Here is a 25,777-nt window from a genome sequence, read left to right as displayed (position 1 = left end):
CATGTCCATCCCCCACCTTTCACTGCAAGACGCCCGTCACCTGCAGCTCGCGGCGCAAGGGCTGCTCACTCCCCCCAAACGCAAGGCGGTCCCCGCCGACGTGCTGGCCTGCATTCGCCAGATGGCGCTATTGCAGATAGACACCATCCAGGTGGTGGCGCGCAGCCCCTATCTGGTGCTGTTCAGTCGGCTCGGTCAGTACGAGCCGAGCTGGCTGGATGGCTTGTTGGCGCAAGGGGAGATCTTCGAATACTGGGCCCACGAGGCCTGCTTCGTGCCGCGGGAGGATTACCGGTTGCTGCGCCACCGCATGCTGGATCCCGCTGCCATGGGCTGGAAGTTCTCCGCCCAGTGGCTCGAGACCCATAAAGACGAGATAGGGCAGATCCTCGCGCGGGTGCGCCAGGATGGGCCGGTGCGGGCCAGCGATTTTGAGCGCAAAGGGCAGAAGGGCAACGGCTGGTGGGACTGGAAACCCGAGAAACGCCACCTCGAGGTGCTGTTCACCGCGGGCCAGCTGATGGTGAGCGAGCGCCACAACTTCCAGCGCATCTACGATCTCGCCGAGCGGGTACGGCCGGACTGGGACGATAGGCGGGACTTGCCGAGCCAGGCGCAGGTGCAGCGAGACATGGTGCGTGCCAGTTGCCGGGCGCTGGGGCTGGTCAAGACCGGCTGGGTTGCGGATTACTATCGGCTGCGCCGTGGCAAGTACGATGCCTTGCTCCATCGGCTGGCGGACGAGGGGGAGCTGCTGCCGGTGCGGGTGGAGGGGTGGCAGCATGGCGCCTTCGTGCACGCCTCACTGGCGGACGCATTGGCGCTGGCCCAAGCGGGATCGCTCAAGGCGACCCACAGCGCCGTGTTGTCCCCCTTCGATCCTCTGGTGTGGGATCGCAAACGGGTCAGTGAGCTGTTCAACTTTGACTATCGGATCGAGTGCTACACCCCGGCCCCCAAGCGCCAATACGGCTACTTCGTGCTGCCCCTGCTGCGCCGTGGCAAGCTGGTGGGCCGCCTCGATGCCAAGGCCCACCGCAAGGAGGGGGTGTTCGAGATCAAGAGCCTCTATCTGGAGGACGGGGTGAAGGTGAGTCAGAGCCTGGCCCTGGATCTCTTCAAGGCTATCCAGAAGCTCGCCGACTGGCACCAGACCCCGAACCTGCGCTTTGGTGCCATCCCGGCGCCCCTGCAGGCGCAGTGGCAGGCCTCACGCCGGCCCGCCTAAACGACAAAAGCCAGTCGGTGCGAACCGGCTGGCTTGTTATCAAGGGGCGTAGGTTCAGCCCGCCAACCGGGTCAGCAGCCGCTGCAGCAAGGCTATGCGGGGTTCAATGCTAGCCAGATCCAGATACTCCTCCTCGCTGTGGAAACCGGCGCCGATGGGGCCAAGTCCATCCAGGGTGGGGATGCCGAGAGAAGCGGTCAGGTTGGCATCCGAGCCACCGCCGACCGCTTGCCAGCGAATGGGCAAGCCCAGCTCATCACCACACTCCTCCACCAGGGCCATCAGTGCCATGGTGCCTTCCGACGGCACCATGGCGGGCTTGTGGGCCTCCCGGGTCAGACTGATGCTGACGCCATCGAGGTGGGGGCGGGCACTCAGGGTTTGCAACCGATCGTCTATCTGCTGGTAGGCCTGATTGTCCCAGAAGCGCACGTCCACCACGGCACTGGCCTCGGCCGGCACTATGTTGGCGCCATTGCCTCCCTGCACCATGCCGACGTTGAGGGTGGTGCCACTCTCAAAGTCGGTGAGGGCGTTGATGGCCAGGATCCAGTGACCCAGCTCCGAGATGGCGCTGCGCCCCTTCTCGGGCTCGTTGCCAGCGTGGGCCGCCTTGCCGCTAAAATCGATGCGATAGCGCGCCATCCCCTTGCGGGCCTTAACCAGGGAGCCATCGGCGCGAGCCGCCTCGGCCACCAGCGCGTGGCGAGCCTGGCGGGCTACCCCCGCCAGCCAGTCGCTGGAGTGAAGGGAGCCAATCTCCTCGTCCGGGTTCATGCAGACGCAGATGCTGAGGCGATCCCGCACCGCAGGGGGCAGGGTACGCAGGGCATAGACGATGTTGAGCAGGCCGGACTTCATGTCGGAAACGCCCGGGCCATAGGCCCGTTCGCCATCGCTCGTCATGGGACGGGCCGCGGCGGTGCCGAGGGGGAAGACGGTGTCCATGTGGCCTATCAGCATCACATCGATGTGCGCAGCATCCGGTTGGTTGCGGATCTCCAGCCCCGGGCCCGCGACACCGCAGTCGACCCGCTTGATGTGCCAGCCACCCATGGCTTCATATTTGGCCGCCATCAGCTCGGCGACCCGGGTGATGCCGGGCTTGTGCAAGGAGCCGCAATCCAGGTTGATGAGGGGGGCCAGCTCGGCCAGGTAGTCATTAAGAGAAAAAGTCATTGGCTACTCCAGGCGCCGTAGCGCCATTGGCTGAATGGGTCAGAGGATGAGGTTCATCACCAGCATGGCGCCCAGGGCATTGAACACCGAGATGGCGATCATGATGGGGATGTAGCGTCCCTCGGTGCCGATGCAGCCGAGGATGCGGCCCACGTACTGCACCTGGGAGCCCATCAGGTAGATGGCCGGCGCCAGGATGGCGATCTGGGTGCCGCTCAGGATGCCCTGATCGAACAGGGTGATCACCACGCCAACCGCGCCGCCCATGGACATCCAGGCGCCGATCAGTACGGCGGCGGCTTCACCCGGCAGGCCGAAGACGGCCATGATGGGGGCGAAGAGGGTGCCCATGGCACCCAGGGCGCCGGTGATCTGCAGCGCCTTGATGATGACGAAGGCCATCAGCACGTTGGGCACGGTGGAGGTGGTGGCGATCACCCAGCCCTTCTTGGCCCCTTCGACGAAGATGTCGGTGACGATGGGTTTCTTGACGTTGGCCTGGCTCATTTGGCTTGCTCCTGGACGGATGAAGTGGTGGTGCGCTCGTCTGACTTGCCTTCGGTCAGGTTGAGATAGAGGCGAAACAGGTTGGCGCCGACGAACTTGAAGGCAAACATCACCACCACCGCGAGGCCGATGGAGGAGCTGACCGCCGGAGATCCGTCCGCCAGGGTCAGGGTGAAGAGCACGGCGCCGGAGGAGAAGAAGTTGACTATGGTGGCGCCGGCGGAGAACTGGAACATGGTGAACACATCGGTCTCGCGCTGAGTGATTAGTTGCTCATCCTTGAGCTGACGGGTCATGGCGGCGCCGGCATCGGTGCTCTGCAGGGAGGCGATGAGGGCGAGGCCGGTGTTGCCCGGCACCCCCATCAGCGGGCGTAGCAAGGGGGTCAGCAGCTTGCGGGCGGCCTCCAGCGCGCCATAGTGCTCCAGCACGTTGATCATGCCGAGGGCGAACATCACGGTGGGGATCAGGGTCAGAGCGAACAGGAAGCCGTCGCGGGCGCCGTTGCCCCCCTTGCCCCGGATATCGGCCATGGTGGTTTTGATGCCGTCACCATTGTCACTGACACTCTGCACCACTGTGCCGAACGAGCCGTTCAAGGTGGTGAAGTCAAAGACGCCATACCATTGATTGGATTGTAATAATCCAGAAAAAAAGACAATGGCAAAGGCCAGTGCCAGATAACTGCCCAGGGTCACCGAGCGTTTCTTGTCAGTCATTTTATAGCTCCATATGAGAAAATATTTAATCGTTGGTGATTATGGTGGAGCGAGGTGCTGCGAACTTGATGGGGGTCAAGATAGGGTTCTGAAAATGACATAATTATCAGTGTTTTGTGATGCTGATCTGTTACTAATTAGAATATTAATTTGTCAGCTGGGGCGTATTTGCAGGCAGGAGGGAAGGTCGGCGGCGGCAGCTAAATGGCGGCCATAAAAAAACCGGGCGCTGAGCCCGGTTTTCGATGCGGTCGATGGGATTACTGGAACACCAGTACCATCAGCAGACCGACGGTGATGGCAGACACCAGGAAGGCGAAGCCATAGAACACATAGTGGTGCAGCTTGGTGGTGTGGATCCCCAGGTCGTGCAGACCGTGGTAGATCCGGTGCATGCCGTGCCAGATGGGCAGGGCGATGATCACCAGCAGGATACAGGCACCCCACCAGGAGCTGGCGAAGGCGAGCACGCGCTCGTAGCTCATGGTCTCCACGTCCATGATGCCCATGGGCACCAGCAGACCTGTGATGAGCACCATCACCGGCAGCAGCATGGCAACGACCATGCCACCTGCACCAAAGAGTCCCCAGTAAATCGGTTCGTCAGAACGTCTCATGATTTTCTCCTCAGGCCACGATGATCAGAACAAGCAGGGATACCACCGCCAGCGCCACATACTGGACGATGACAATCGGCTTCTCCGGCACCAGGTCTTCACCGCGGAAGATACGCATGGCCTTGGGGGCCAGGGCGAACCAGGTCTTGGCGTGGAACAGGCAGGCTGCCAGCGCGATGACGTGGAACAGGATGGCGATCGGGCTTTGCAGGGATTCCAGCCAGCCGTTGAACGCTTCCTGACCCTGAACCAGTCGCAGCAGACCCCACATCAGCACCACGGCGTAGATGGAGACGAAGATACTGGTGCCTTCGCGGATCATGTAACCGGTGTAGAAGGCGTTCTTCAGCCACCAGTCTTTCTTCATTTCGCGCACGTAGGGCTTACGTTTGCTATTGGTGTTGTTCATGGTCTCACTCCTGGTCTCAATCCGGCTTGAACATGGCGATCATGTAGTCCTTGGCGCTCTCGACCTTGCCAAGCTGGATGGCGGCGGCCGGATCCACGCCCTTCGGACAGACATCGGAACAGTAACCCACGAAGGTACAGCCCCAGACGCCCTCGTCCTGGCTGATGATCTTCATCCGCTCTTTGGACGCGCCGTCGCGGTTGTCGACGTTGTAGCGATAGGCCAAGGCCAGGGCTGCGGGACCGGTGAACTTCTTGTTGATGCCGTACTGCGGGCAGGCGGCGTAGCACAGACCACAGTTGATACACATGGAGAACTGGTGATACTTCGCCATGTCAGCCGGGGTCTGGATGTACTCTCCATCGCACAGGTTGCGCGGCTCAGACGGGATGATGTAGGGCTTGATGCTCTCCAGCTTCTCGATGAAGTCGGACATGTCGACTACCAGATCGCGCTCGATCGGGAAGTTGTTGAGCGGCTCGATCTTCATCTTGCCCGGCAGGTAATCCCGCAGGAAGGTCTTGCAACCCAGCTTCGGAATACCGTTGACCATCATGCCGCAGGAGCCGCAGATCGCCATCCGGCAGGACCAGCGGAAGCTCAGGGTGGAGTCCAGCTGATCCTTGATGTACTGCAGGGCGTCCAGCAGGGACATCTCTTTCAGGTAAGGCACCTGGAAGGTCTGCATCCAGGGCTCGTTGTCCTGCTCCGGGCGGTAGCGCAGGATCTCAATTTCGATCATCTCAGCCATTCTTCTTAGCCTCGTCTTGTTTCTCACCCTCGGAACCGTGTACTGGTTTAACCGGTTGGGACTCAGTGCCCGCTGCCAGTTTAGCCTTGTCTTGTTGCTCACCCTCGGAGCCATAGACACGTTTAGCCGGTTGGGATTTAGTGATCTTCACATCGGAGTAATCGATGGTCGGGGCGCCTTCCTGGTTGTAGAAGGAGAGGGAGTGCTTGAGGTAGTTCACGTCATCCCGCTCTTCGTAACCGTCAAGACGCTGGTGGGATCCACGAGACTCTTTGCGGTTGATGGCGGAATGGGCCATGGCTTCGGCCACGTCCAGCATGTAGCCGAGTTCAATGGCGTACAGCAGATCGGTGTTGAAGACCGAGGACTTGTCGTTGATCTTGACCTTTTTGTAACGGGCCTTCAGCTCGTTGATCTTGTCGATGGTGCCTTGCATCAGCTCTTCGGTACGGTAGATACCGACCCCGGCTTCCATGGACAGACCCAACTCGTTGCGGATATCGGCCGGGTTTTCGGTGCCGTCGATGTCCATCAAGGAGAGGTGTTGCTTGATCAGTTGCTCGGCCTTGGCCGCCAGCGCCTGGGTGTTGCCGTGGGTTTGCGTCTTGGCAAACTCACCGGCGTGCTCACCGGCCACCTTGCCGAATACCACTATCTCGGACAGGGAGTTGGAGCCTAGGCGGTTGGCGCCGTGCAGACCGACGGAGGCACACTCGCCCAGGGCATACAGACCCGGCATGCGGGTTGCGCATTGGCCGTTGGTCTCGATGCCACCCATGGTGTAGTGGGCGGTCGGACGTACCGGGATCGGCTCTTTGACCGGATCCACACCCACGTAGGCCTTGGCCAGTTCGCAGATGAAAGGCAGACGCTCTTTCAGGTACTTCTCGCCGAGGTGGCGCAGGTCGAGGTGAACCACGTCGCCCATGGGGCCCTGGATCACGCGGCCTTTCTGCTGCTCTTGCCAGAATGCCTGGGAGAGACGATCGCGCGGACCCAGCTCCATGTGCTTGTTCTTCGGCTGGCCGACCGGGGTCTCCGGGCCCAAGCCATAGTCTTGCAGGTAGCGGTAGCCATCCTTGTTGACCAGGATGCCACCCTCACCACGACAACCTTCGGTCATCAGGATGCCGGTGCCCGGCAGACCGGTCGGGTGATACTGGACGAACTCCATGTCGCGCAGCGGCACACCGTGGCGGTAGGCCAGCGCCATGCCGTCACCGGTGACGATGCCACCGTTGGTGTTGTAGCGATACACGCGGCCGGCGCCACCGGTGGCCAGAATGACAGACTTGGCCTGGATGAAGCGGGTGATGCCATTCTGGATATCGAAGGTCAGGACGCCCTGCACGCGGCCGTCTTCCACGATCAAGTCCATGCAGAAGTGCTCGTCGAAGCGCTTGATGCTCGGGTACTTGATGGAGGTCTGGAACAGGGTGTGCAGAATGTGGAAACCGGATTTGTCAGCGGCAAACCAGGTGCGGGGGATCTTCATCCCGCCGAAGCGGCGCACGTTCGCCTTGCCATCCGGCTTGCGGCTCCAGGGGCAACCCCAGTGCTCCAGCTGGATCATCTCGTTGGTGGCATTGTTGACGAAGTAGTCCACGACGTCTTGCTCACACAACCAGTCGCCACCGGATACGGTGTCGTTGAAGTGGTTTTCGAGGGAATCATCGTCGCGGACGACACCGGCGGCACCACCTTCTGCGGCCACGGTGTGGCTGCGCATCGGATAGACCTTGGAGATCAGGGCGATCTCCAGATCGGGGTGAGCCTCTGCTATGGCGATAGCGGCACGCAGGCCACCACCACCGGCACCGATGATGGCGACATCGGTCTTGATAATATCCACATCTGCCTCCTTAGGGATAGATTTGCTGGGCACGATTTTGCTCTATGAAAAAAATTCAGGCTTGATGCAAGTCAAACTGGTTTGTTTTAGTGCTTGGCAACGGTAGTTTTTATTACAACTACCCCATTCCTTGGATAAAAATGCCGTCATTATCGCCATCCATCAGTGATCAGGATCAGCCGTAATCATTGCTCTGATTGTTTTAACTCCAAGATTGTACGTAGTTTTCTTTCAAAAAAATGAGAAATGCCTCTCTTTTTAGGTATTACCCATAAAGTTTTTAAGTTTTTTATCAAAAATATTTAATAATAATTATTCGCATGGTGCTTGTGCCACAAAGGCTTCAAAAAAGTAATGCGAATATAACTGGAGAGGGACTCGTATGCGTCTGAATGTTACCTGAATGGAGAGCGGGATCACAGCAGGGCGGGGGTTGAAAGATGATTATAACCACTGAAACAAAAAGGTTTTATTGAAAAAAGGGGCCTGGATGGCCCCTTTGTTTCGTAACCCGATCAGATGCGGAACATGCCGACCTGGTTGTTCAGTTCACCTGAAATATTTTTAAGCTGGGCCGACAGATTGCGGGAGCTGTCAGCATCCACCGCCAGCTCGTCAGACACGTCCTTGACCGCCTGGATGTTGCGGCTGACCTCGTCGGTCACCGCCCGCTGCTCCTCGGCGGCACTGGAGATCTGGGTCGCCATGTCGGAGATCTGGTTGATGGAGGTAGTGATCTGCTCCAGCGCCTGGGTGGCATCGTTCGCATCTTCCACGCTGTTTTGCGCCAGTAGCTGACCCTCGTGCATGGTGCTGACCGCGCCCTGGGTATTGCGCTGCAGGGTCTCTATCATGCTGCGGATCTCGACGGTGGAGCTGTGGGTACGCTGGGACAGTACCCGCACCTCGTCGGCTACCACAGCAAAGCCGCGACCCTGTTCACCGGCCCGGGCCGCCTCGATGGCGGCGTTCAGTGCCAGCAGGTTGGTCTGCTCGGCGATGCCCTGGATGGTGGAGAGGATGGTGTTGATCTCCTGCGCGTTCTTCTCCAGCTCCTGGATGATGCCGGAGGCCTGCTTGACCTGGGTGGCGAGATCCGTGATGGAACGCTGGTTGCGGGCGATCACCTGCTTGCCGTGTTCACAACTGCTGGAGCTGCTGCGCGCCGCATCGGCGGTCTGCTCGGCGTTGCTGGCCACTTCCACCGCGGTGGCGGACATCTCGTGCACCGCGGTCGCTATCTGGGAGATCTCGTTCTGCTGGCGGGCCAGCCCCTGGTTAGATTTCTCCGCCATGTCGTGGGACGACCTGGCCTGCTGGTTCAGCTGACCTGAGGAGTTGGAGATGTCCTGCACCATCACGTGGATGCGTTCGATGAAGGTGTTGACGTGCTTGGCGACGGTGCCGACCTCGTCTTCACGCTCGATCTTGATGCGGCGGGTCAAGTCGCCATTGCCACGGGAGAGATCCGCGATGGCATCTCCCAGGGTTTTCAGCGGTGCCAGGGAACTGTTGATGGCCACGTAGGAGAAACCCGCGACGATGAGGATGGTCAGCAGCCCCTGCAACAGGGCGGAGGTGACCATGCGCGACACGGACTGGTAGGCCACCGCCTCGTCAACGACGATGCCGAAGTACCAATTGGTGTTGGGGATCTCGGTGAGATCGAACACGCTGGCTTTGCCGCTGATCGCCATCTCGGAGATGGTGTGGTCATGGGCCAGTTCGTTGACCTTGGCCGCCGTCAGCTCGGGGGAGAGGGCGGTGGCCGGCTTGAGGGTCAGCGCCTTGTCAGGGTGGGCGATGATGGTGCCATTGCTGTCCACCAGGATGGCGTAGGTGCCCTCGGAGTTCATGGCCAGCACATCGCGCACCAGCCCATCGATGGAGACGTCACCGGCGATCACCCCCTGGGTGTTACCCCGGCTGAAGGGCTCGGCGATGGTGATGATGAGGTTGCCCGAGGCCGCGTCGGCGTAGGGGGGAGTGATGGCGAGCTTGCCGGCCGCCATGGCGTCCTTGTACCAGGGGCGCTGGCGCGGATCATAGCCAGCCGGCAAGTCGGTCGGCTTGCCCTGGATCATCTTGCCATCCTTGGTGCCCACATAGACCAGATCGAAGTTGCCTGCGTTCATGGACTGGGCCAGATGGCTGATGGGTTCGTCTTCCTTGGCGAAGGCTTCCTTGGTGGAGGTCACCATGCTGACGCGGGCATCCAGCCAGCGGGAGATCCCCTTCACGTTGGCGGCGGAGCTGTCGTCGATGAAGCTCCAGATCAGCCGTTGGGTCTCGCTGCGCAGTTGGGAGGTGTTGTACCAGACCTGCAGGCCGGTGATGACCAGAATGATGGCCCCGATGGCGAGGACCAGTTTGTTCTTGATGGATAGATTCATGTGTACATCCTTGTGAGCGTCAATCTGAGATCTGTGTGGTGTCTGTTATTGTTATGGGCCAATTATGTATCGGCCGAACTGGCACTTTATATATCCCGATGCGCACGAATTTTATGTTTTTTTTCACCTCCCAATGGCCCGCCAGGCCGCGCCGATACTCAGCTGAATCGATCTGGTCGGTTGGTAAAGATGCCATCGACACCCATGGCTGCGAGTGTGTCCCGGTCGGTCACCTCATCGACGGTATAGACCAGAACCCTTAACCCTCGTCGGTGGGCATCCGCCACCAGCTCCGCATCGACAAAATCCACATCGCAATTGAGCGACCAGGCGCCCAACTGCTCGGCAAACTGGGCATGCTGCAACGGCAAGTTGGCGGTCAATGCGCCGAGGCGCAGCTCTGGCCGCAGTTGGGCAAAGTGTGCCAGCTCAGGGTGATGGAAGGAGGAGATGACCCACTGGGCCGGACGAAAACCAAGTTCTGACTCGGCGCGGCGGGTCAGCGCCGCTACCGGCTCGGCGGTCTGGGGGCCCTTGAGTTCGATGTGCAGCTCGCAGCGCCCAGCAATCAGGGCCATCACTTGCCACAGGGTCGGGATCTGCTCCCCCTGACCGGCATCCAGGCTACTCAAATAGGCGCGGGACTGTGCGCTGAGCACGCCGTGGCCATTGGTACAACGCTCAAGGCGCCTGTCGTGGAAGACCCACAACTCGCCGTCGGCCCACTGTACATCGAGTTCGATGGCGCTGGCGCCGAGTTCGATGGCCAGGGCCATCGCCCTGAGGGTGTTCTCCGGCGCCAGTCCGCTGGCGCCCCTGTGGGCAATGATCTGCATGGTATGGCTCCTGTTGTTGCCTGGGCTCAGCCCCGACTCATCCTGATATCGATCTGCTGGTGTGGCAGGTGCATGCCCAGCTGATGTAGTTTTTCCAGGATCAGCGAATGGACCTCATGGGTGATCGGCATCCGGTGATCCATGTTGTTGACGTAGAGCCGGATCTCGTAGATGAGGGCCGAGTCGGTGAATTCGATGAGGAATACCTCAGGGGTCGGGGTATCCAGCACCAGGGTGGATTCACGCACGCACTGCTCCAGCAGTTGCTGCACCCGCTTGGGCTCCTGGGTCAGGCCGATGCGGATGCGCAACTTGACCCGGGTGATGGCATCAGACAGAGACCAGTTGATGAACTGCTCGGTGATGAAGGCCTTGTTGGGGACGATGATCTCCTTTCGATCCCAGTCCACGATCGTGGTGGCGCGGGTCTTGATCTTGGTGACTGTCCCGGTCAGATCGCGAATGGTGACGGTGTCGCCGAGCCGGATCGGTTTCTCGAACAGGATGATGAGGCCGGAGACGAAGTTCGCGAAGATTTCCTGCAGGCCGAAGCCAAGTCCCACCGAGAGTGCCGCCACCAGCCACTGGGTCTTGGACCAGTCGATGCCGAGCATGGAGAAGCCGGTGAGGGCCCCAATCAGCAGCACCAGATACTTGCTGACCGTGGTCAGGGCGAAGCCGGTGCCAGGGGAGAGACTCAGGTGCTGGAGCAGGCTGAGCTCCATCAGCCCCGGCAGGTTGCGGGCGGTGACCACGGTCAGGATGAAGACGAAGGCGGTCAGCATCAGATCCTGCAGGGTGATGGCGGAGAGCTGCTCGATGCCGGCCACCTTGCTACTCACCTGCCACACCTCGATGTTGCTCAGGAAGCTGAAGGCCGAGTTGAGATCGGACCATTGCACCACCACCAGCATGGTGAAACCCAGCATCAGCAGGGTCCGCACCAGCCCCAACGACTGGGCGCTGATGATGTCCAAGTCCAGCTCCGGTTCTTCCACCGCATCGGGGATCTCGGAGCTCAAATCATCCTCATCCCGCTCCCGCTGGGCCAGGATCTCGGCCCGCTTGTGCTTGGCGCGATCGAAGGCGAGGCGGCGGCGCTGGATCAGCATCCAGCGATGGGCCAGGTAGTAGGCGAGCAGGCAACCCAGCCCCATCAGCAGGCTCAGCTCGAGCTGGCGCAGCAGGATGCGGGAGGTATAGAAGTAGCCAAACAGGGAGCCGAGCACCGCCAGCAGCGGGGCCAGCATCAGGCCGTTCCAGATGAAGTGGTGCAACAGGTGCGGCTTGCTCATGTCGGCCTGGCCCCAGGTGAGCGGCAGCTTCTCCCGATTGAGGCGAGCGAAGAACAGCAAGAGCCAGAGCGCGCCGACGGTGAAGGCCAGTCGACCCAGGGTGTCGTAGAAGGCATGCTCCTGATAGCTGCTCGCCATGCCCTGCACGAAGAAACAGGGGATCAGCACCAGCAGCAGGGTGCGGAACTGGCCCCATACCCGCTGTACCCGCTCTTTTTGCCAGCGAAAATGCAGGATCAGGATCCCGTTGTCCAGGGTGAGATGACGGGCGACCAGCAATGCCAGCAGCAGGAACCAGATCTCGCCGAGGCCGCGGGCCACCGCCACCGCGAACGGATATTGCCAGGCACTGTCCAGCAGACCGTGCACCATCACGACCATAGCGGGCAGGGGCAGGGCGGCGAGCAGGGAGCGCATCAGCAGCCGGCTGGTGAGACTGAATTTGTCCTGGGTCACCTTGCCGATACGCGGGGCTATGTACTGGCTGTATTGGGTCAGGTGACGGGCCAGTTTCACCCAGCACCAGGCCAGTACCAGCAGACCTATCCCGGCCAGGGTCAGACTCATGGGGCTGTTGTCGGCGATGGCTCTTGGCAGTTGCAGCCAGTTGGCGGGATCGAGTGCCAGTCCCAGTGCGGCGGGGATGCCGAGCAGCACGGCCGGGCTCAAGGGGCGCACATCCGGCATCCAGAACAGGTGGCTGGCGCTGATCTCGCGGATCTCGTCGATCTTGCTGTTCTGGCGACTGTAGAGCAGCTTGAGGCGAGTCTGCTCCTGGATCAGGGTATCGGAGGCCTCGTTGAGGCGAGTCAGCAGTTGCCGTCTGGCCTTGAGCAGGTTGTCGAGCACCGAGCGCTGGGCTCTGTCAAGGGTCACCCCGTCGTTGCCGAGCAGGTTGTTGCGCACCTGGGCCGGATCCTTGAGCGCATCCTGCTCGGTCTCGTACTGATACTTGGCCATGCGCGCCTTGACGATGGCGGATTCCAGCATATCCAGCGGGAAGTAGGCGGGCAGATCGGCCAGCTTGCTGCGCAGGTTCTCGCCATAGGCGTTGCTGATCTGCAACCACTCCAGTTGTTCGCGCACCGAATTGACCAGATCGTTCAGGCCGGACAGAGATTGATCGATGCCGCGCTGTTCGTCCTGCACCCGCTCAATCTGATCCTCCAGCGCACCGAGCTGGATGGAGAGCGCCTGGTTCTGCTGTTGCTGCTCCTGCAGCAGGGGCAAGTCCGAGGTGAGCTGCTTGCGCAGTCGCTCGCTCTCGGCCAGTGCCTGCTCGGTTTTCTCCCGCCGCAACTGGTTCTGCTGGGTCAGCAGGCTGGCTTGCCACTCATCCTCATCGGTGATGGCGAGGTTGAGCTCTTGCAGCTTCAGCTTGCCGAGATCGTTGCGTTGCTGGGCGGAGAGCTGCTCCAGCTCCAGCATCTGGATCCGGTCAGACAGGCTCTGCTCCTTGAGCCTGGCCGCCAGCTGCTGGGCCTCCTGCAGACGATCCGATTCGCTGCTAAAGCTCAGGCGATCGAGCAGGGCACGGGTCTGTTGCAGCTGCTTGCGCAGCTCATCGACCCGCAGGTGATACTCCTGGCCGGTGCTCTCCAGCTGATTGAGGCCGTCGGTGACTGCCTGGCGCTCCTTGCGCAGGTTGAGTTGGCGGTTGCTGCTCAGGCTGATGGCCTGGCTCAGCGCCTCTTCTTTCAGGGAGGAGAGCGGAGGACGGGACTGGGGCTGGTAGTTGTGCAGGCTCTCCTTGAGGCGAGCCGACTCCTTGGGGTAGTCGATGAGGAGCTGCTGATAGGCCTTGGCCTGTTCCCGGTAACGCTGGGCATCCCGGGCATACTGCAGCGCCTGCTGGTAGCTCTCCCGCAGTTTCTGGTTTTCAGGAGCATCGGCCTTGGGCACGCTCTGCAGCAGTTCCTCAACCTGAGTGATGGCATCATCGGCCTGGGCGAAAAAGGGGAGCAGGCTGAGACAGAGCATCAGACAGAGCAGGCGTTGCAACATGGCGCACGTTTCCGTTCATGAGAAGTCGCCCTAGCCTAAAGCAGGGGCCTGGGCGGGTAAAGTCTTCCATATTAATGATTCGCAACATAAATAACGGGCTAACAGGGCCTTGTTTGGCTATTATCCCGCTCATTTCCCCTGCTGCAGAGCATCTTATGTCCACCCTCGATCTGGGCACGGCGCCCCTTTCTCGCCTCTTCCTGCGTTATGTCACGCCGACGGTGGCCGCCATGCTGGTCACCGGCGTCTATGTCACCATAGATGGCATCTTCGTCGGTCATATTCTGGGGCAAGACGGGCTGGCGGGCATGATGCTGGCCTATCCCATCTGCGCCGTGCTCTACGCGGTGGGGGCCTTGATTGGCATGGGCTCCTCGTCGCTGGCGTCCTTCTATCTCGGCAAAGGGGAGCAGGCAAAGGCACGCCATATCGTCGGCAATGCACTGGTGATGGTGTTGATAGCGTCTGCCGTGCTCGCCTTTATCGGCATCCGCTATGGCGCCGCCATGCTGGCCTGGATGGGGGCCGAGGGGGTTATCTTCGATGCCGGCTTCGCCTACCTGCAGTGGTACTCCTGGCTCGGAACCTTCGCGGTGCTCTCCATGGCGTTCACTGCCCTGCTGCGCAACGATGGACGACCCGGTCTGACGACTTGGATCCTGGTCGGGGGCGGCGTGCTCAACGTCTTGCTCGACTACCTGCTGATGGTGGTGATCCCCTGGGGGCTGGCGGGGGCGGCCATTGCCACCATGCTCTCCCAGGCGGTGACCGGCGGGCTCTGCCTGTGGCACTTCTTCACCCCCCGCAGCCAGTTGCGCATTCGCTGGGATACGCTGGTGCCGGACTGGCGATTGATGGGTGAGACCCTGCGACTCGGGGTGTCGAGCTTCCTGATGTACCTCTACCTCTCGGTGGTGCTGGCGCTGCACAACAAGGCGCTGCTATCGGTCGGCAGTTCGCTGCACGTGGCCGCCTATGGGGTCATCAGCTACAGCGAGGCCTTCTTCTACCTCATCTTCGAGGGGATCGCCATGGGCATCCAGCCCATCGCCAGCTTCAACGCCGGGGCCGGGCAATGGCAGCGGGTGCTGAGAATTCGTAACCTTGCGCTAGGAGTAACCATGGTGGTGGCCTTGTGCGGCATGATCCCGCTCTATCTGTGGCCTGAGGCAGTGGTTTATCTGTTTGCAGGGGATAACGCGGCCCTGTTGCCGGTGGCGACCCTCGGCATCTGGCTCTACTTCTGGGGTCTGCCAATGGAAGGTTTGCTGCTGGTGGGGGCGACTTACTTCCAGGCCATCAACCGGGCCCGCATCGCCTCCCTGCTCACCGGTGGCAAGCTGGTGTTGATCGGTGGCTTCCTGTGGGGCTTCTCCTCCCTGTGGGGGGTATCCGGAGTCTGGCTGGCGTTGCCGACCTGCAGCACAGTGCTGGTGCTGGTGATGTGGCGAGCCATGCGCAAGGAGGCGGGTCTGCATGCCAGTTCGAGCTAAATAGCGCTTGGTCCATGGCTGGCCGGCGTTGACCACTCCGCAAACAAACAAGAAGAGGCAGCCCAGGCTGCCTCTTCTGCATGCATGAGCGAGTCTTATCAGGGCTTGAAGGCGCCGATAAAGATGGCGGGGTCGACACGGGCATCGTTGAGGCTGACGTTCCAGTGCATGTGGGGACCAGTGGCGCGACCGGTGGCACCGACCCGGCCGACGATACCGCCCCGTAGCAGGCTCTGACCCAGCTTCACATCGATCTTGGACATGTGGCAGAACATGCTGATCAGCCCCTGACCGTGGTCAACAAATACCGTGTTGCCATTGAAGAAGTAGTTGCCGATCAGGATCACCCTGCCCGCCGCCGGCGCCTTGATGGGGGTGCCGGCGCCGACCGCGAAGTCCAGACCCGAGTGGGGGTTGCGCTCCTCGCCGTTGAAGAAGCGGCGCAGGCCAAACGGGCTGGAGAGCGGGCCGTTGACCGGTTTGTCAAACAGCAGGTTGCTGGGTTGGGTGGGGCTGAAGGTCTGATAGGCCTTGGTCTGTTCGGCCAGTTCGCGATTGATGCGCACCATGTCCTCGGCCAGCGGATTGACCTGACGGCTGTTCTTCAACTTGATGTGCTGTTCGCGATAGTGCTTGTCGCCGACCTGGAAGCTGAGCTTGCGGCCATCATTCACCGTCAGCTGATGGGGGCCGGTCGCGCTCTTGAGCGGGATGCCGACGATGGCTATCCAATGACGTCCCTCTTCCCGCACCACCAGCACCGGCTTGTCCTGATAACGGGCGCTGGGGGCCTGGGCACTATCCCCCAGCGAGACCACGGCCACGCCACCGGGCACAGGGTGATTGAGCAGCCGGCTGATGAAGCCGGGCTCGGCATAGAGCTGGGTGCTGCCGAGCAGCAAAACGAAGAAAAACAAGCGGCGCATGGCGGCTCCATCGAGAAGGTGGATGAGATTTTAGGGGGAAAATGATGCCACATTCCCGTCGGGCTGTCCGTCGCTCTGGACAAGGGCGTCGGAGAAAGATGTTGTCCGGCAGCGAGCAGGTTTGACTAGCCTGTGCTATTTACTAATACATCACTAGTGGTTGGTTGTTGAATGAAACCCATTGTAAGAGAAGGGATATAACGCTGGCAGGGACATGGCAGTCGCCAGCGGCACTCAGGGTAAATGGAGGTTGTGATGAAGACGAATGCTCTCGTTATGCTTGCACTCGCGATGGGCGGACTAGTATCGGTCCCCGTTGCGGCCTTCAACGGTACCATTACCATCAACGGGGAAGTGACCGCCGGTACCTGCGCCATCGCCGTCAATGGTGGTAGCGCCTCGGCTATCGTGACCCTGCCTACCGTCAGTACCAATGCGTTGACCAGCATAGGCCAGACCGCAGGGGCGACAGGCTTCAACCTCGCGCTCACCAGCTGCCCGGTCACGGGATCGGTACGAGCCTACTTTGAGAATGTCGGGGTAGCCCAAGCCACGGGCAACCTGACCAACAAGGCGGTCGCTGCGGGCGGCAAGAACCCGGCCCAGAATGTGGAGGTGCAGATCCTGTCGGCTAACAGCACGGCCATCGACCTTCGCACCAATACCAACAACTCCCTGGTCAATTTCAGCGGTACCGGGACGGCCACCCTCTATTACAGCGCCCAGTATGTCGCCACGGGCGCGGTTGGTGCAGGTCTGGTCTCGGCGGATCTCATCTATTCGCTGGACTACCACTGAGATCCGCCCCGTGAGCCGGTTCTGGGGGCCTAGCCAAGTAGTACTGTGCCGTTATCTTTGGTGCATGGCGCTGTTTGTTTCCTGGCAGGCTAGCAGCTACGTCCAGATCTCCGGCACCCGGGTCATCTACCCTGCCGCCGCCCGTGAGGTCACTCTGGAGCTAACCAACAAGGGCAATACCCCCTCCTTGGTGCAGGTGTGGCTGGATGCCGGCGATCGCCGCATCCGCCCGGGCGTCGACGCGGTTCCCTTCTTGATCACCCCTCCCATCACGCGTATCGAGGCCCAGCGCGGCCAGTCGCTGCGTCTCTCTTATGTCGGGCAGGGGCTGCCACAAGATCGCGAGTCGGTATTCTGGCTGAATGTGCTGGAAGTTCCGCCTAGCGCGAAATCCACTCAGGCGGGTCAGAATCTGGTTCAGCTTGCCTTTCGCTCACGCATCAAGCTGTTTTATCGGCCAGAAGGGTTGGCCGGCAACATCGAGCACTCCGCCAATCACCTGAACTGGCGTCTGGTCAGGCAGGGTGAGGGGTATGCGCTGCGGGCCAGCAATCCGAGTCTCTATCACGTCAGCATCAGCAATCTGGAGTTGCAGACCGCCGAGGCCAAGTCTTACAGCAATCTCAGCGGTGGCATGGTAGCGCCGGGAGGCAGCTTCGATTTTCCTGTCGACCGCTTGTCGGGCACTGTGCATGCCAAGGCGGTGACCTTCTACTGGCTCAATGATTATGGGGCCCGCGAAGCGGGTCGATTCGTGTTCAACTGATCCCGTGTCATGGCGCGGGAGCCGGATGGCCGTTCATCCTCTCCCTGGGTTTCTGCCAATCTTGAGGGGAGGGATGCCTTGATAGCCAGTGATCCCCAGCACTCAATGCCTTATGTCAAAGCTTCGCATCCGAGAGGCATTGCGGGATCTGGCTGCGGATGGGTGTTTCTGCTGCTATGGGGAACGATCGTGTTGGCTGACGAGGCTGCGCCAGCCGTTTCCGCTGCCACACCTACCGCACCTGCCGATGTCGAATTTGACAGTCAACTGCTCGACAGTCTGGGGGTAAACATCGATCTGGCTCGCTTCGCCCGTGCTGATTTCATCCCGCTCGGCCATTACCAGCTCGACATCATCATCAATGGCAAGGACAAGATCAGCCAGCAGGTGGAGGTGAGAGGCGGACCCGACCCCAAGATCCCGCTGTTTTGCTTCCAGCCCGATCAGCCTAAACAGTGGGGACTGCTGGTGGACAAGCTGCCAAACCAGAAGTCGGTGAAGCGTCAGCTCCAGAGAGACTGCATACAGGTGGAGTCTCTGGTGCCGGGCGCAAGCTTCGTCTTCGATCTGGCCAGCCTGAGCGGTGCCCTCAGCCTGCCGCAGGCCTACGTCGGTCAAGTCAGGCGCGACTATGTTGGCCCGGAGCAGTGGGTGCAGGGGATCAATGCGGCCTTCGTCGGTTACAATGCCAACCTCTATTACAGCAAGCAGAGTGGCACCGACGAGCAGTTCAGCAACAGCGTCAACCTCAATACGGGGATCAATCTGGGGGCCTGGCGCCTGCGTCATAACGGCTCATGGCAGGGCAGTGAGGGTGGCAGCTACCAGACGCTCAACACTTATGCCCAGCGGGATGTTACCTCGCAGACTGCCCAGCTCACCCTGGGGGAATATTTTACCCCAGGAGACAGCTTTGACAGTGTGCCCTTCACCGGCGTGCAGCTGGCCAGCGACGATGCCATGCTGCCGGACTTCGAGCGAGGCTTTGCCCCCGTGGTGCGCGGCGTGGCCCAGAGCAATGCCAGAGTCACCATCCGTCAGGGCAGCACCCTCATCTATGAAACCCAGGTCGCCCCCGGTGCGTTTGCCATCGACGATCTCTATGCCACCAGCTTCGCCGGTGATCTGGACGTGACCATCACGGAGGCGGATGGCAGCACCCGCAGCTTCACCCTGCCGTTCTCTTCCGTGGTGCAGATGTTGCGGGATGACACCTCTCGCTTCAGCCTGACCCTGGGCCGTTACCGCAATGACGCTGGCCCCGATGGCCCGGATTTTCTGCAAGGCACCTATAGACGCGGTTTCTCCAACACCCTGACCCTGTACGGCGGCACCATCGCCGCCGAAGACTATGCCGCCCTGCTGGGGGGCGCCGCGGTGGGCACTGACTACGGCGCACTGGCGCTCGATGTCACCGGCTCCTGGGCGCGGGATCTGCCCGCCATCTCCGACTTGCCCCCGTCGTCCTCGGGGCAGAGCTATCGCCTGACGTACAGCAAACAGATGGATGTAACACAGACCTACTTCACCCTGGCGGCCTACCGTTTTTCCAGCGAGGGTTATCTGGATCTCAGCGATGTGGCCGCCGCGCAGGCGCAGACGTTCGATCAGGTGCAGCAGGAGCGCAATCGCTTCCAGCTCAACGTCAATCAACCCATAGGGGACTGGGGGGATCTCTATTTCAACGGCATCAGTCGCGATTATTGGGGGGGCCAGGACAAGAGCAGCAGCTTCCAGCTCGGCTACAATCGGGGCTTTGACTGGGGTAATCTGACGCTCTCGGCCAGCCATTCGCTGGACGACGGGGTGGGCGATCAATATATGCTGAGTCTCAGTATTCCCATCGGCGATCGGCTCGGTGCACCTCGTCTGAGCAGCACCGTCTCCTATCAGGAGGGGCAGGGTTACAGCGCCAGACTGGATCTCAATGGCGGCTCCCGGGACGGGCAGCTTTACTATGGGCTCTACGGCAGTCAGAGCCAGGGCAGTGGCGCCGGCTATCAGGGCTATGGTGCCAATGTGCAATATCAGACGCCCGCAACCCAGCTGGGCCTCTCAACCAGTCAGGGGGAGGGCTATTCCCAATATGTAGCGTCGGCCAAGGGCACTCTGCTGGTGCACAAGGATGGTTGGGTGCTGGGTCAGACCCAAGGAGAGACGATGGCATTGATCGAGGCCAAAGGCGCCGAGGGCGCCAGGGTCAGTCACGGGATCGGCAGCGAAGTGGATGCCGATGGTTATGCCGTGCTGGCCGGGCTCAACCCTTATCGCACCAACATCATCGGCCTGGATCCGAGCGGCTTGCCGCTGGATGTGGAGATAGATGGCAGCGCCCAGATGGTTGCTCCGCGCCGGGGAGCCATCGTCAAATTGGCCTATGAGACCCATGTCGGTCAGCCGCTGCTGCTCAAGGTGACGCGGCCGGATGGCAGCGTCCTGCCGTTCGGGGCCGATGTGGTCGATGGTGCCGGTCGCTCGGTCGCCGTGGTCGGCCAGGGGGGACTTATCTTCGTGCGCGGTGAGCAGGCGGTGCTCTATGTCCAATGGGGGCAGGAGAGCGATCAGCACTGCCGGCTGGATTATCGGGTGCCCAAGCCCGATCCCGCCGTACCTTATCAGCAGGTCGCCGCCCGCTGCCTGGTCACCGGAGCAGGTTCATGAAAACTTCACTGCTTTCCTCTCTGGCCGTGGTCACCCTGCTGTGGTGGCCAGATTGCGAGGCCGCGCTCAACCTGCTGAGCACCCGGCTTGTCTATGATGGCGGCGCCCGCGAAGTCAGTGTGATGGTTCACAACCAGGGCGCGGCTCCCAGCCTGCTGCAGGCCTGGGTCGATGGGGGGAATGAAAATCAGGGACCGGCCGAGGTCTCGACACCCTTTTTGGTGCTGCCACCCATGATGCGGTTGGGGCCGGAAAAGGGGCAGGCGTTGCGGGTGTTGGGGGCGGATCTGAGCGCGCTCCCTCGAGATCGGGAATCCTTGTTCTGGCTCAATGTACTGGGGCTGCCACCCAAGGCATCCGGCTCGGCAGGGACAGTACAGCTCGCTTATCGTACTCGCATCAAGCTGTTTTATCGCCCGCCCGGCTTGCAGGGGTCGGTGGCGGAGGCGGTTACCCGGCTTCGTTGGCAGACACAGACACAAGGGCTCAGCGTCAGCAACCCGAGCCCCTTTCATATCAGCCTGAGCGAGGTGCTGCTCGAGGCGGGGACAAGAAAGGTCAGCTGGCAACAGGGGGGGCTGATCCCACCCTATGGCATGCTACAAATTCCAATTCCGTTGGTTGAAATGACTGCCAATAAGGGAAGAGTGCGCTGGATTGACGACGATGGACTCTATCATGAGCAGGGACTCGTGCTAGGCAGGCAGGGAGGCAACACGCATGACTGAACAAGCGGGGCATGATGGGCTAGGCGGGTCGAACCTCTGGGTGGTGGGAGCCTTGCTGCTGGGGTGTCTGCTATGGCAGCCAAAAGCCCATGCCGTCAATGGTCAATGCACCAGCGCCTTCGTGGCTACCGGCCCTATCAGTACCACCAACACCCTCTACCAGCCTGGAGCTACCAGCGGCCCCACCGCCTTCTTGACCACCAGTTCGGCTACTTGCAACTGTACTGGGGTCACGGTGGGGTTGCTGGCGACAACCTATTATCAGGCCACTACCAGCCTGCCCACCGTCTCAGATCCTCTGGGGACTCTCATCCAGCTCAACACCTATTTTGGACTCAAAGCCGAGTTCAATGCGGGAGCCGGAGGCTATCAGACAATACCCTTCAGCGATACCTCTCTTGGTGTGCTGGCTCTCTGCATCCCCAACGTGGCCAATCTGACGGTGGGTGGGATCAGTGTGAGCGGCGGTCGCTATACCCTCAAACTACTCAAAGGCGTTACGGGCACCCAGACCTTCAGCGGTAACGTCGCTTATCTTTTTGTGCGTCGCGGGAGTGCTCCCGATACCAGCCCGGCCAATGCCTTCAGCACATTGGCGATGAATATCAGCGTCACCTCGACCCCGACCTGCCAGTTCCCGGCGGGTACCAATATCCCCATCAATCTCGGTGCCGTGGCCCAGAGCGCCTTCGTCGAAGGCGAGGTCCCCAAGGGCTATGCTCCCCCCACTGTGGATGTGAGTGTAACTTGCAGCCAGATCCCGAGTGATTACACTGTGCCGCTCAGCTACAGCTTCGGAGGCGCGCTCACCAGCCAGAATCGTTTTATCACCACTAGCCTGGCCGGGGTCGGGGTGGGGATGCTGGAGCAGAGCACTCTAACCCCTATTCCATTCGCGACCGCCATCGCTGTACCCTATGCTGCAGCCACCCATAATACCGACTACAAGGTGAGGCTGTACCCGACCAAGCTGCCGGGGCAGGTGGTTCGTACCGGTACCTATACCGGCACCATCATGGTTACCGTGACTGTCCCCTGAGGTGTTTTCCGTCCGTTTTACAATGAGGTTGATGATGAACAGTGACAACAGTCTGCGCCGAGAGCCCAAGCGCCACTCCATCGGGCGGGGTTGGGTCTGGATCCGCACCGGGTTCGACATCTTCAACAAGGGCATGGGGGCCAGCGTGGCCATGATAGTGCTCTGGTTTGTGGTGGGAACTGTGCTGGAGCAGTTGCCGGCAGGCAGTTTTATCTCTCAGTTGCTGTACATGGTGTGGGGCGCTGGCTGGGTGGTGGTGGCGCAGCGGGGCTATGCGGGTCAGCCCCTTCAGTTTGCCGACTTCTTTGCCGGATTTCGCCACAAGCTGACGCCACTGGTATTGGGGGGGCTGCTGGTACTGTCGCTGTTCTGCCTGATCTTGTTGGCCTGCTTTGCCGTGCTCCACCTGTGGGATCTGACCGGCTTGCTGTCCCAGGATCCGGAAACCCTGACGCTGACGGTGGCACAGGCGCAGGGACTCCTGCTCTGCCTGCTGCTGGGGCTGGCCTTGATGGTGCCCGTGCTGATGGCCATCACCTTCGCCCCGGCCCTCATCTTCTTCCATGATGTGAGCGTCTGGCAGGCGGCCAAGCTCAGCTTCAAGGGCTGTCTGAGCAACATGTGGCCCTTCCTCTGGTGGGGACTGATTGGCGCTGCTCTGCTGTTGTTGGGGGCGGCGCTGTTCCTGGTCGGCCTGCTGGTGGTGCTGCCGGCCATCAACTACTCCATCTACGCGGCCTATCGCGACATCTATCTGGAGGAGTCGGATATCACAGAGCCGGCGCCTCCCGCCAAGGAGTTTGGCTTCGAGGCATAAGCCAATCACTGTGCATAAAACGGGGCCTGCTGGCCCCGTTTTGCTGTTTATGAATCGGCCTGCCAGAGGGGATCCCCGGCCATGCGCTCGATGAGAAAATCGAGGAAACTGCGCAGCAGGGGAGACATCTGCTTGCGGGTGCCATAGACGGCATAGACGCCGAGCCGCTTGGGTTGCCACTGGGTCAGCAAGGGCACCAAGGCGCCGCTCGCGAGCTCCGCTTGTACCGAGTAACGTGGCTGCAGGCTGATGCCGGCGCCATCCAGGGTCGCCTTGAGCAACAGGTTGGAGATGTTGGCGCTCAGGTTGCCGCTCACCGGCACGGACTCGGGGCCATGAGGGCCCTGAAACTCCCACAGGCTCTTGCCGAAATAGGTGTAGGTGAGGCAGTTGTGCAGGGCCAGATCCTGCACCTGCTGCGGGGTACCGTGGCGCGCCAGATAGGCGGGGCTGGCACAGACCACCGAATGACAGGTGCCGAGGCGGCGGGCCACCAGGTTGGGATCCAGATCGTTGGTGATGCGCACGGCGAGATCGATGCGCTCCTCCACCAGATTGACGGTTCTGTCCAGCAGCAGGATATCGATGGCCGTACCGGGGTAGCGGGCCAGGTAGTCGTTGGCCGCTCGCACCAGCAGGGCCTCCGAGATGGAGTAGCTGCTGGTGATGCGCAGCTGACCCTTGGGGGCCTCGTCACTGCGGCTGGCGAGCTGCTCCATCTCCTCTCCCAGGGTCAGCATGGCCCTTGCCCGGTTCAGCGCCTCTTCCCCCGGCCCGGTGAGGCTGAGCCTGCGGGTGGTGCGATGCAGCAGGCGAGCGCCCATCCAGCGCTCCAGCTCCGCCAGATAGCGCGACACCATGGCCCGCGACATCTCCAGTTTTTCCCCGGCGCCGCTCAGACTGCCTTGTTCGACCACGCAGACGAATACCCGCAATGCCGTCAATCGATCCATTCTTTGCCCCAATATGCTCGATATATGCAACAGTTATGCGCTCATTATGCGGTATTTGTACCGATAAGGTTGCAATAAACTAGCCTTACTCGATGAACAACGACCCAATGAGGCACACCCGATGAATACCACACTGCGTACCCTGACCCTGGCCACCACCCTGCTCAGCGGCGCCGCCCTGGCAGGACCCCTGACCGTGACCGTTTACAACCCCGGCGAGAAGGCCATCTTCCCGGTCTCCTCCGAGCTGGTGAGCGGCGACAAGGAGGCCATCCTCATCGACGCCCAGTTCGGGGTCAATGATGGCAAGGCGCTGGTTGATCTCATCAAGCAGAGTGGCAAGACGCTCACCACCGTCTACATCAGCGGTGGGGATCCGGACTACTACTTCGGCCTGGAACCCATCAAGGCGGCCTTCCCCGAGGTGAAGATCCTGGCAAGCCAACACGTGGTGGACCATATCAAGCAGACCAAGGATGCCAAGCTGGCCTACTGGGGCCCCATCCTCGCCGAGCAGGCGCCCAAGCAGCTGATCGTGCCCCAGGTGATGACGGCCTCCCAGCTGACCCTGGAAGGCAAGACGATTGAGATCAAAGCCATGAATACCCCAAGCGCCTATCTGTGGGTGCCTTCCATCAAGACGGCGCTGGGCGGCGTGCCCGTATATGGCAACACCCATGTGTGGATGGCGGACAGCCAGACGACAGCGGCGCGGGCGCAGTGGGTGCAGACTCTCAACGACCTACTGGCACTCAAACCTGCGCGGGTCGTGCCTGGCCACTTCCTCGGGACCGAACCCAAGGGCGCCGAGGCGGTGACCTTCACCCGCGACTATGTTCTGCGCTTCGAGCAGGCACTGGCCCAGGCCAAGGGCTCGGCCGAGCTGGTTGAGGCACTGAAGCAGGCCTATCCCGCGCTGCCGCTGGACGATGGCCTGACCATCGGAGCCAAGGTCGCGACCGGCGAGATGAAGTGGTAATAGCCTGAGTCTGTTCCCTGTGTTTTTTTGCCGGGCAGTGGTTGCCCGGCTTTTTGATTTTCTGGAGTGACCCCATGAACGAGACGACCCTGCATTACGTCTATGACCCCCTCTGTGGCTGGTGCTATGGCGCCGCCCCCCTGCTCGAGGCCGCGGCCCGGATCCCAGGGCTGAAGATTGCCCTGCATGCCGGTGGCCTCTGGCTCGGCGAGCGTCGTCAGCCCATGGGGACGGCGCTGCGCGACTATGTGCGGCCCCACGATGAGCGGATCCAGGCCCTGACCGGCCAGCCATTTGGGCAGCGTTACTTCGATGAACTGCTGCTCAAGGACGGCCTGCTGCTCGACTCCGAGCCGCCCATTCGCGCCATCCTGGCGGTGAGTGCCCTGGGAGGGGATGGCTTGACCATGCTGCATCGCATCCAGCAGTCCCATTACCGCGACGGTCTGTGGGTGGGTTCCCTTGCTCATCTGACGGTACTCGCACAGGAGCAGGGCATCACGGCCGCGGCGTTCGAGCAGGCATATCAGCAGGTGAACCTGAATGAGCATCTGGTCGAGAGCCAAGGCTGGCTGCGTCGTCTCGGCGGCCAGGGCTATCCCACATTGGGGCTGATGCAGGGGGATCGCCTCGTCTCCTTGCCCGTGTCTCCCTATCTGGGCGATCCCGCGGCCTTCACCGATTATCTCGCTGCGCAGCTGAGGCAGGTATAACCATAAGATAAATAGGTGATCTGGTCTGAACAGTGCTTTTGCGTGCCGATATGGACTCATGCTTAGCCTTAGGCTGACGATATAGGGAGATGCAGCTAGATTTATCTCCGTGTG

At 61.0% G+C, this 25,777-nt stretch carries 22 protein-coding genes; 10 read left to right on the top strand and 12 right to left on the bottom strand.

The features are described 5' to 3' along the window. Position 1 precedes the first annotated feature (1 nt). On the top strand, positions 2-1,228 hold the full coding sequence (locus BN1137_RS15980) for a winged helix-turn-helix domain-containing protein (RefSeq protein WP_050719545.1): 1,227 nt from the start codon (positions 2-4) through the stop codon (positions 1,226-1,228). Positions 1,229-1,282: 54 nt separating this feature from the next. Here the strand turns inward: BN1137_RS15980 and BN1137_RS15975 are convergent, their stop codons facing one another. From BN1137_RS15975 to mscM, 10 genes are all read right to left on the bottom strand, one after another. Next, positions 1,283-2,407 carry a M20 family metallopeptidase gene (locus tag BN1137_RS15975; protein WP_050719544.1) on the bottom strand — a complete coding sequence of 375 codons (1,125 nt, stop codon included), beginning with the start codon at positions 2,405-2,407 and terminating at the stop codon, positions 1,283-1,285. A gap of 39 nt (positions 2,408-2,446) precedes the next feature. Beyond that, entirely contained in the window at positions 2,447-2,914 is a 468-nt protein-coding gene (locus BN1137_RS15970) for a YjiG family protein (RefSeq protein ID WP_050719543.1), read from the bottom strand. Next, the gene (locus BN1137_RS15965) at positions 2,911-3,633 is read right to left on the bottom strand and encodes a nucleoside recognition domain-containing protein (protein ID WP_050719542.1); all 723 of its coding nucleotides are present in this window, start codon (positions 3,631-3,633) and stop codon (positions 2,911-2,913) included. The genes BN1137_RS15970 and BN1137_RS15965 overlap by 4 nt, the downstream gene beginning before the upstream one ends. A 260-nt stretch (positions 3,634-3,893) precedes the next feature. Then, a complete protein-coding gene (gene frdD / locus BN1137_RS15960; protein WP_050719541.1) occupies positions 3,894-4,250 on the bottom strand; it encodes a fumarate reductase subunit FrdD in 357 nt (118 codons plus the stop codon). A gap of 10 nt (positions 4,251-4,260) precedes the next feature. Beyond that, the gene (locus tag BN1137_RS15955) at positions 4,261-4,659 is read right to left on the bottom strand and encodes a fumarate reductase subunit C (RefSeq protein WP_042652718.1); all 399 of its coding nucleotides are present in this window, start codon (positions 4,657-4,659) and stop codon (positions 4,261-4,263) included. 16 nt (positions 4,660-4,675) lie between these two features. Continuing rightward, the gene (locus BN1137_RS15950; protein WP_050719540.1) at positions 4,676-5,410 is read right to left on the bottom strand and encodes a succinate dehydrogenase/fumarate reductase iron-sulfur subunit; all 735 of its coding nucleotides are present in this window, start codon (positions 5,408-5,410) and stop codon (positions 4,676-4,678) included. Next, entirely contained in the window at positions 5,403-7,262 is a 1,860-nt protein-coding gene (gene frdA, locus BN1137_RS15945) for a fumarate reductase (quinol) flavoprotein subunit (RefSeq protein WP_232306955.1), read from the bottom strand. Before frdA ends, BN1137_RS15950 begins: the two co-directional genes overlap by 8 nt. A 515-nt stretch (positions 7,263-7,777) precedes the next feature. Beyond that, entirely contained in the window at positions 7,778-9,655 is a 1,878-nt protein-coding gene (locus tag BN1137_RS15940) for a methyl-accepting chemotaxis protein (RefSeq protein WP_050719539.1), read from the bottom strand. Positions 9,656-9,813: 158 nt separating this feature from the next. Beyond that, the gene (locus BN1137_RS15935) at positions 9,814-10,491 is read right to left on the bottom strand and encodes a glycerophosphodiester phosphodiesterase (protein ID WP_050719538.1); all 678 of its coding nucleotides are present in this window, start codon (positions 10,489-10,491) and stop codon (positions 9,814-9,816) included. A 26-nt stretch (positions 10,492-10,517) separates the two neighbouring features. After that, positions 10,518-13,790 carry a miniconductance mechanosensitive channel MscM gene (gene mscM / locus BN1137_RS15930; protein ID WP_050719537.1) on the bottom strand — a complete coding sequence of 1,091 codons (3,273 nt, stop codon included), beginning with the start codon at positions 13,788-13,790 and terminating at the stop codon, positions 10,518-10,520. 155 nt (positions 13,791-13,945) lie between these two features. Between mscM and BN1137_RS15925 the strand changes: the two genes are divergently transcribed. Continuing rightward, positions 13,946-15,283, top strand: coding sequence for an MATE family efflux transporter (locus BN1137_RS15925; RefSeq protein ID WP_050719536.1), 1,338 nt, complete (start codon positions 13,946-13,948; stop codon positions 15,281-15,283). A 98-nt stretch (positions 15,284-15,381) separates the two neighbouring features. Here BN1137_RS15925 and BN1137_RS15920 read toward each other — a convergent pair whose 3' ends face one another. Next, complete coding sequence (locus tag BN1137_RS15920; protein WP_050719535.1) at positions 15,382-16,209, bottom strand: peptidoglycan DD-metalloendopeptidase family protein; 828 nt, start codon at positions 16,207-16,209, stop codon at positions 15,382-15,384. A 255-nt stretch (positions 16,210-16,464) separates the two neighbouring features. Between BN1137_RS15920 and BN1137_RS15915 the strand changes: the two genes are divergently transcribed. The 6 genes from BN1137_RS15915 to BN1137_RS15890 all read left to right on the top strand — a co-directional run bounded on the left by BN1137_RS15915 (position 16,465) and on the right by BN1137_RS15890 (position 23,018). Further along, on the top strand, positions 16,465-17,007 hold the full coding sequence (locus tag BN1137_RS15915) for a fimbrial protein (RefSeq protein ID WP_050719534.1): 543 nt from the start codon (positions 16,465-16,467) through the stop codon (positions 17,005-17,007). Between the two features lie 10 nt (positions 17,008-17,017). Further along, a complete protein-coding gene (locus tag BN1137_RS15910; protein ID WP_232306954.1) occupies positions 17,018-17,773 on the top strand; it encodes a fimbria/pilus periplasmic chaperone in 756 nt (251 codons plus the stop codon). Positions 17,774-17,962: 189 nt separating this feature from the next. Continuing rightward, a complete protein-coding gene (locus tag BN1137_RS15905; RefSeq protein WP_232306953.1) occupies positions 17,963-20,434 on the top strand; it encodes a fimbria/pilus outer membrane usher protein in 2,472 nt (823 codons plus the stop codon). Continuing rightward, complete coding sequence (locus BN1137_RS15900; RefSeq protein ID WP_232306952.1) at positions 20,431-21,162, top strand: fimbrial biogenesis chaperone; 732 nt, start codon at positions 20,431-20,433, stop codon at positions 21,160-21,162. The genes BN1137_RS15905 and BN1137_RS15900 overlap by 4 nt, the downstream gene beginning before the upstream one ends. Further along, a complete protein-coding gene (locus tag BN1137_RS15895; protein WP_050719532.1) occupies positions 21,155-22,201 on the top strand; it encodes a fimbrial protein in 1,047 nt (348 codons plus the stop codon). Before BN1137_RS15900 ends, BN1137_RS15895 begins: the two co-directional genes overlap by 8 nt. 34 nt (positions 22,202-22,235) lie before the next feature. Continuing rightward, entirely contained in the window at positions 22,236-23,018 is a 783-nt protein-coding gene (locus BN1137_RS15890) for a BPSS1780 family membrane protein (RefSeq protein WP_050719531.1), read from the top strand. A 47-nt stretch (positions 23,019-23,065) separates the two neighbouring features. On the opposite strand, the gene BN1137_RS15885 is transcribed toward BN1137_RS15890, so the two are convergent. After that, positions 23,066-23,971, bottom strand: coding sequence for a LysR family transcriptional regulator (locus tag BN1137_RS15885; RefSeq protein ID WP_050719530.1), 906 nt, complete (start codon positions 23,969-23,971; stop codon positions 23,066-23,068). A 121-nt stretch (positions 23,972-24,092) separates the two neighbouring features. On the opposite strand from BN1137_RS15885, the gene BN1137_RS15880 reads away from it, so the two are divergent. Further along, a complete protein-coding gene (locus BN1137_RS15880) occupies positions 24,093-24,950 on the top strand; it encodes a Vmh family MBL fold metallo-hydrolase (RefSeq protein ID WP_050719529.1) in 858 nt (285 codons plus the stop codon). Positions 24,951-25,024: 74 nt separating this feature from the next. Beyond that, positions 25,025-25,663, top strand: a complete 639-nt coding sequence (locus tag BN1137_RS15875; protein ID WP_050719528.1) for a DsbA family protein — start codon at positions 25,025-25,027, stop codon at positions 25,661-25,663. The last annotated feature ends 114 nt before the right edge of the window (positions 25,664-25,777 follow it).

This window comes from Aeromonas tecta (assembly GCF_000820185.1).
In the GTDB taxonomy this organism is placed as follows: Bacteria; Pseudomonadota; Gammaproteobacteria; order Enterobacterales; family Aeromonadaceae; genus Aeromonas; species Aeromonas tecta.
This window is presented reverse-complemented; position numbering and strand designations above follow the sequence as displayed.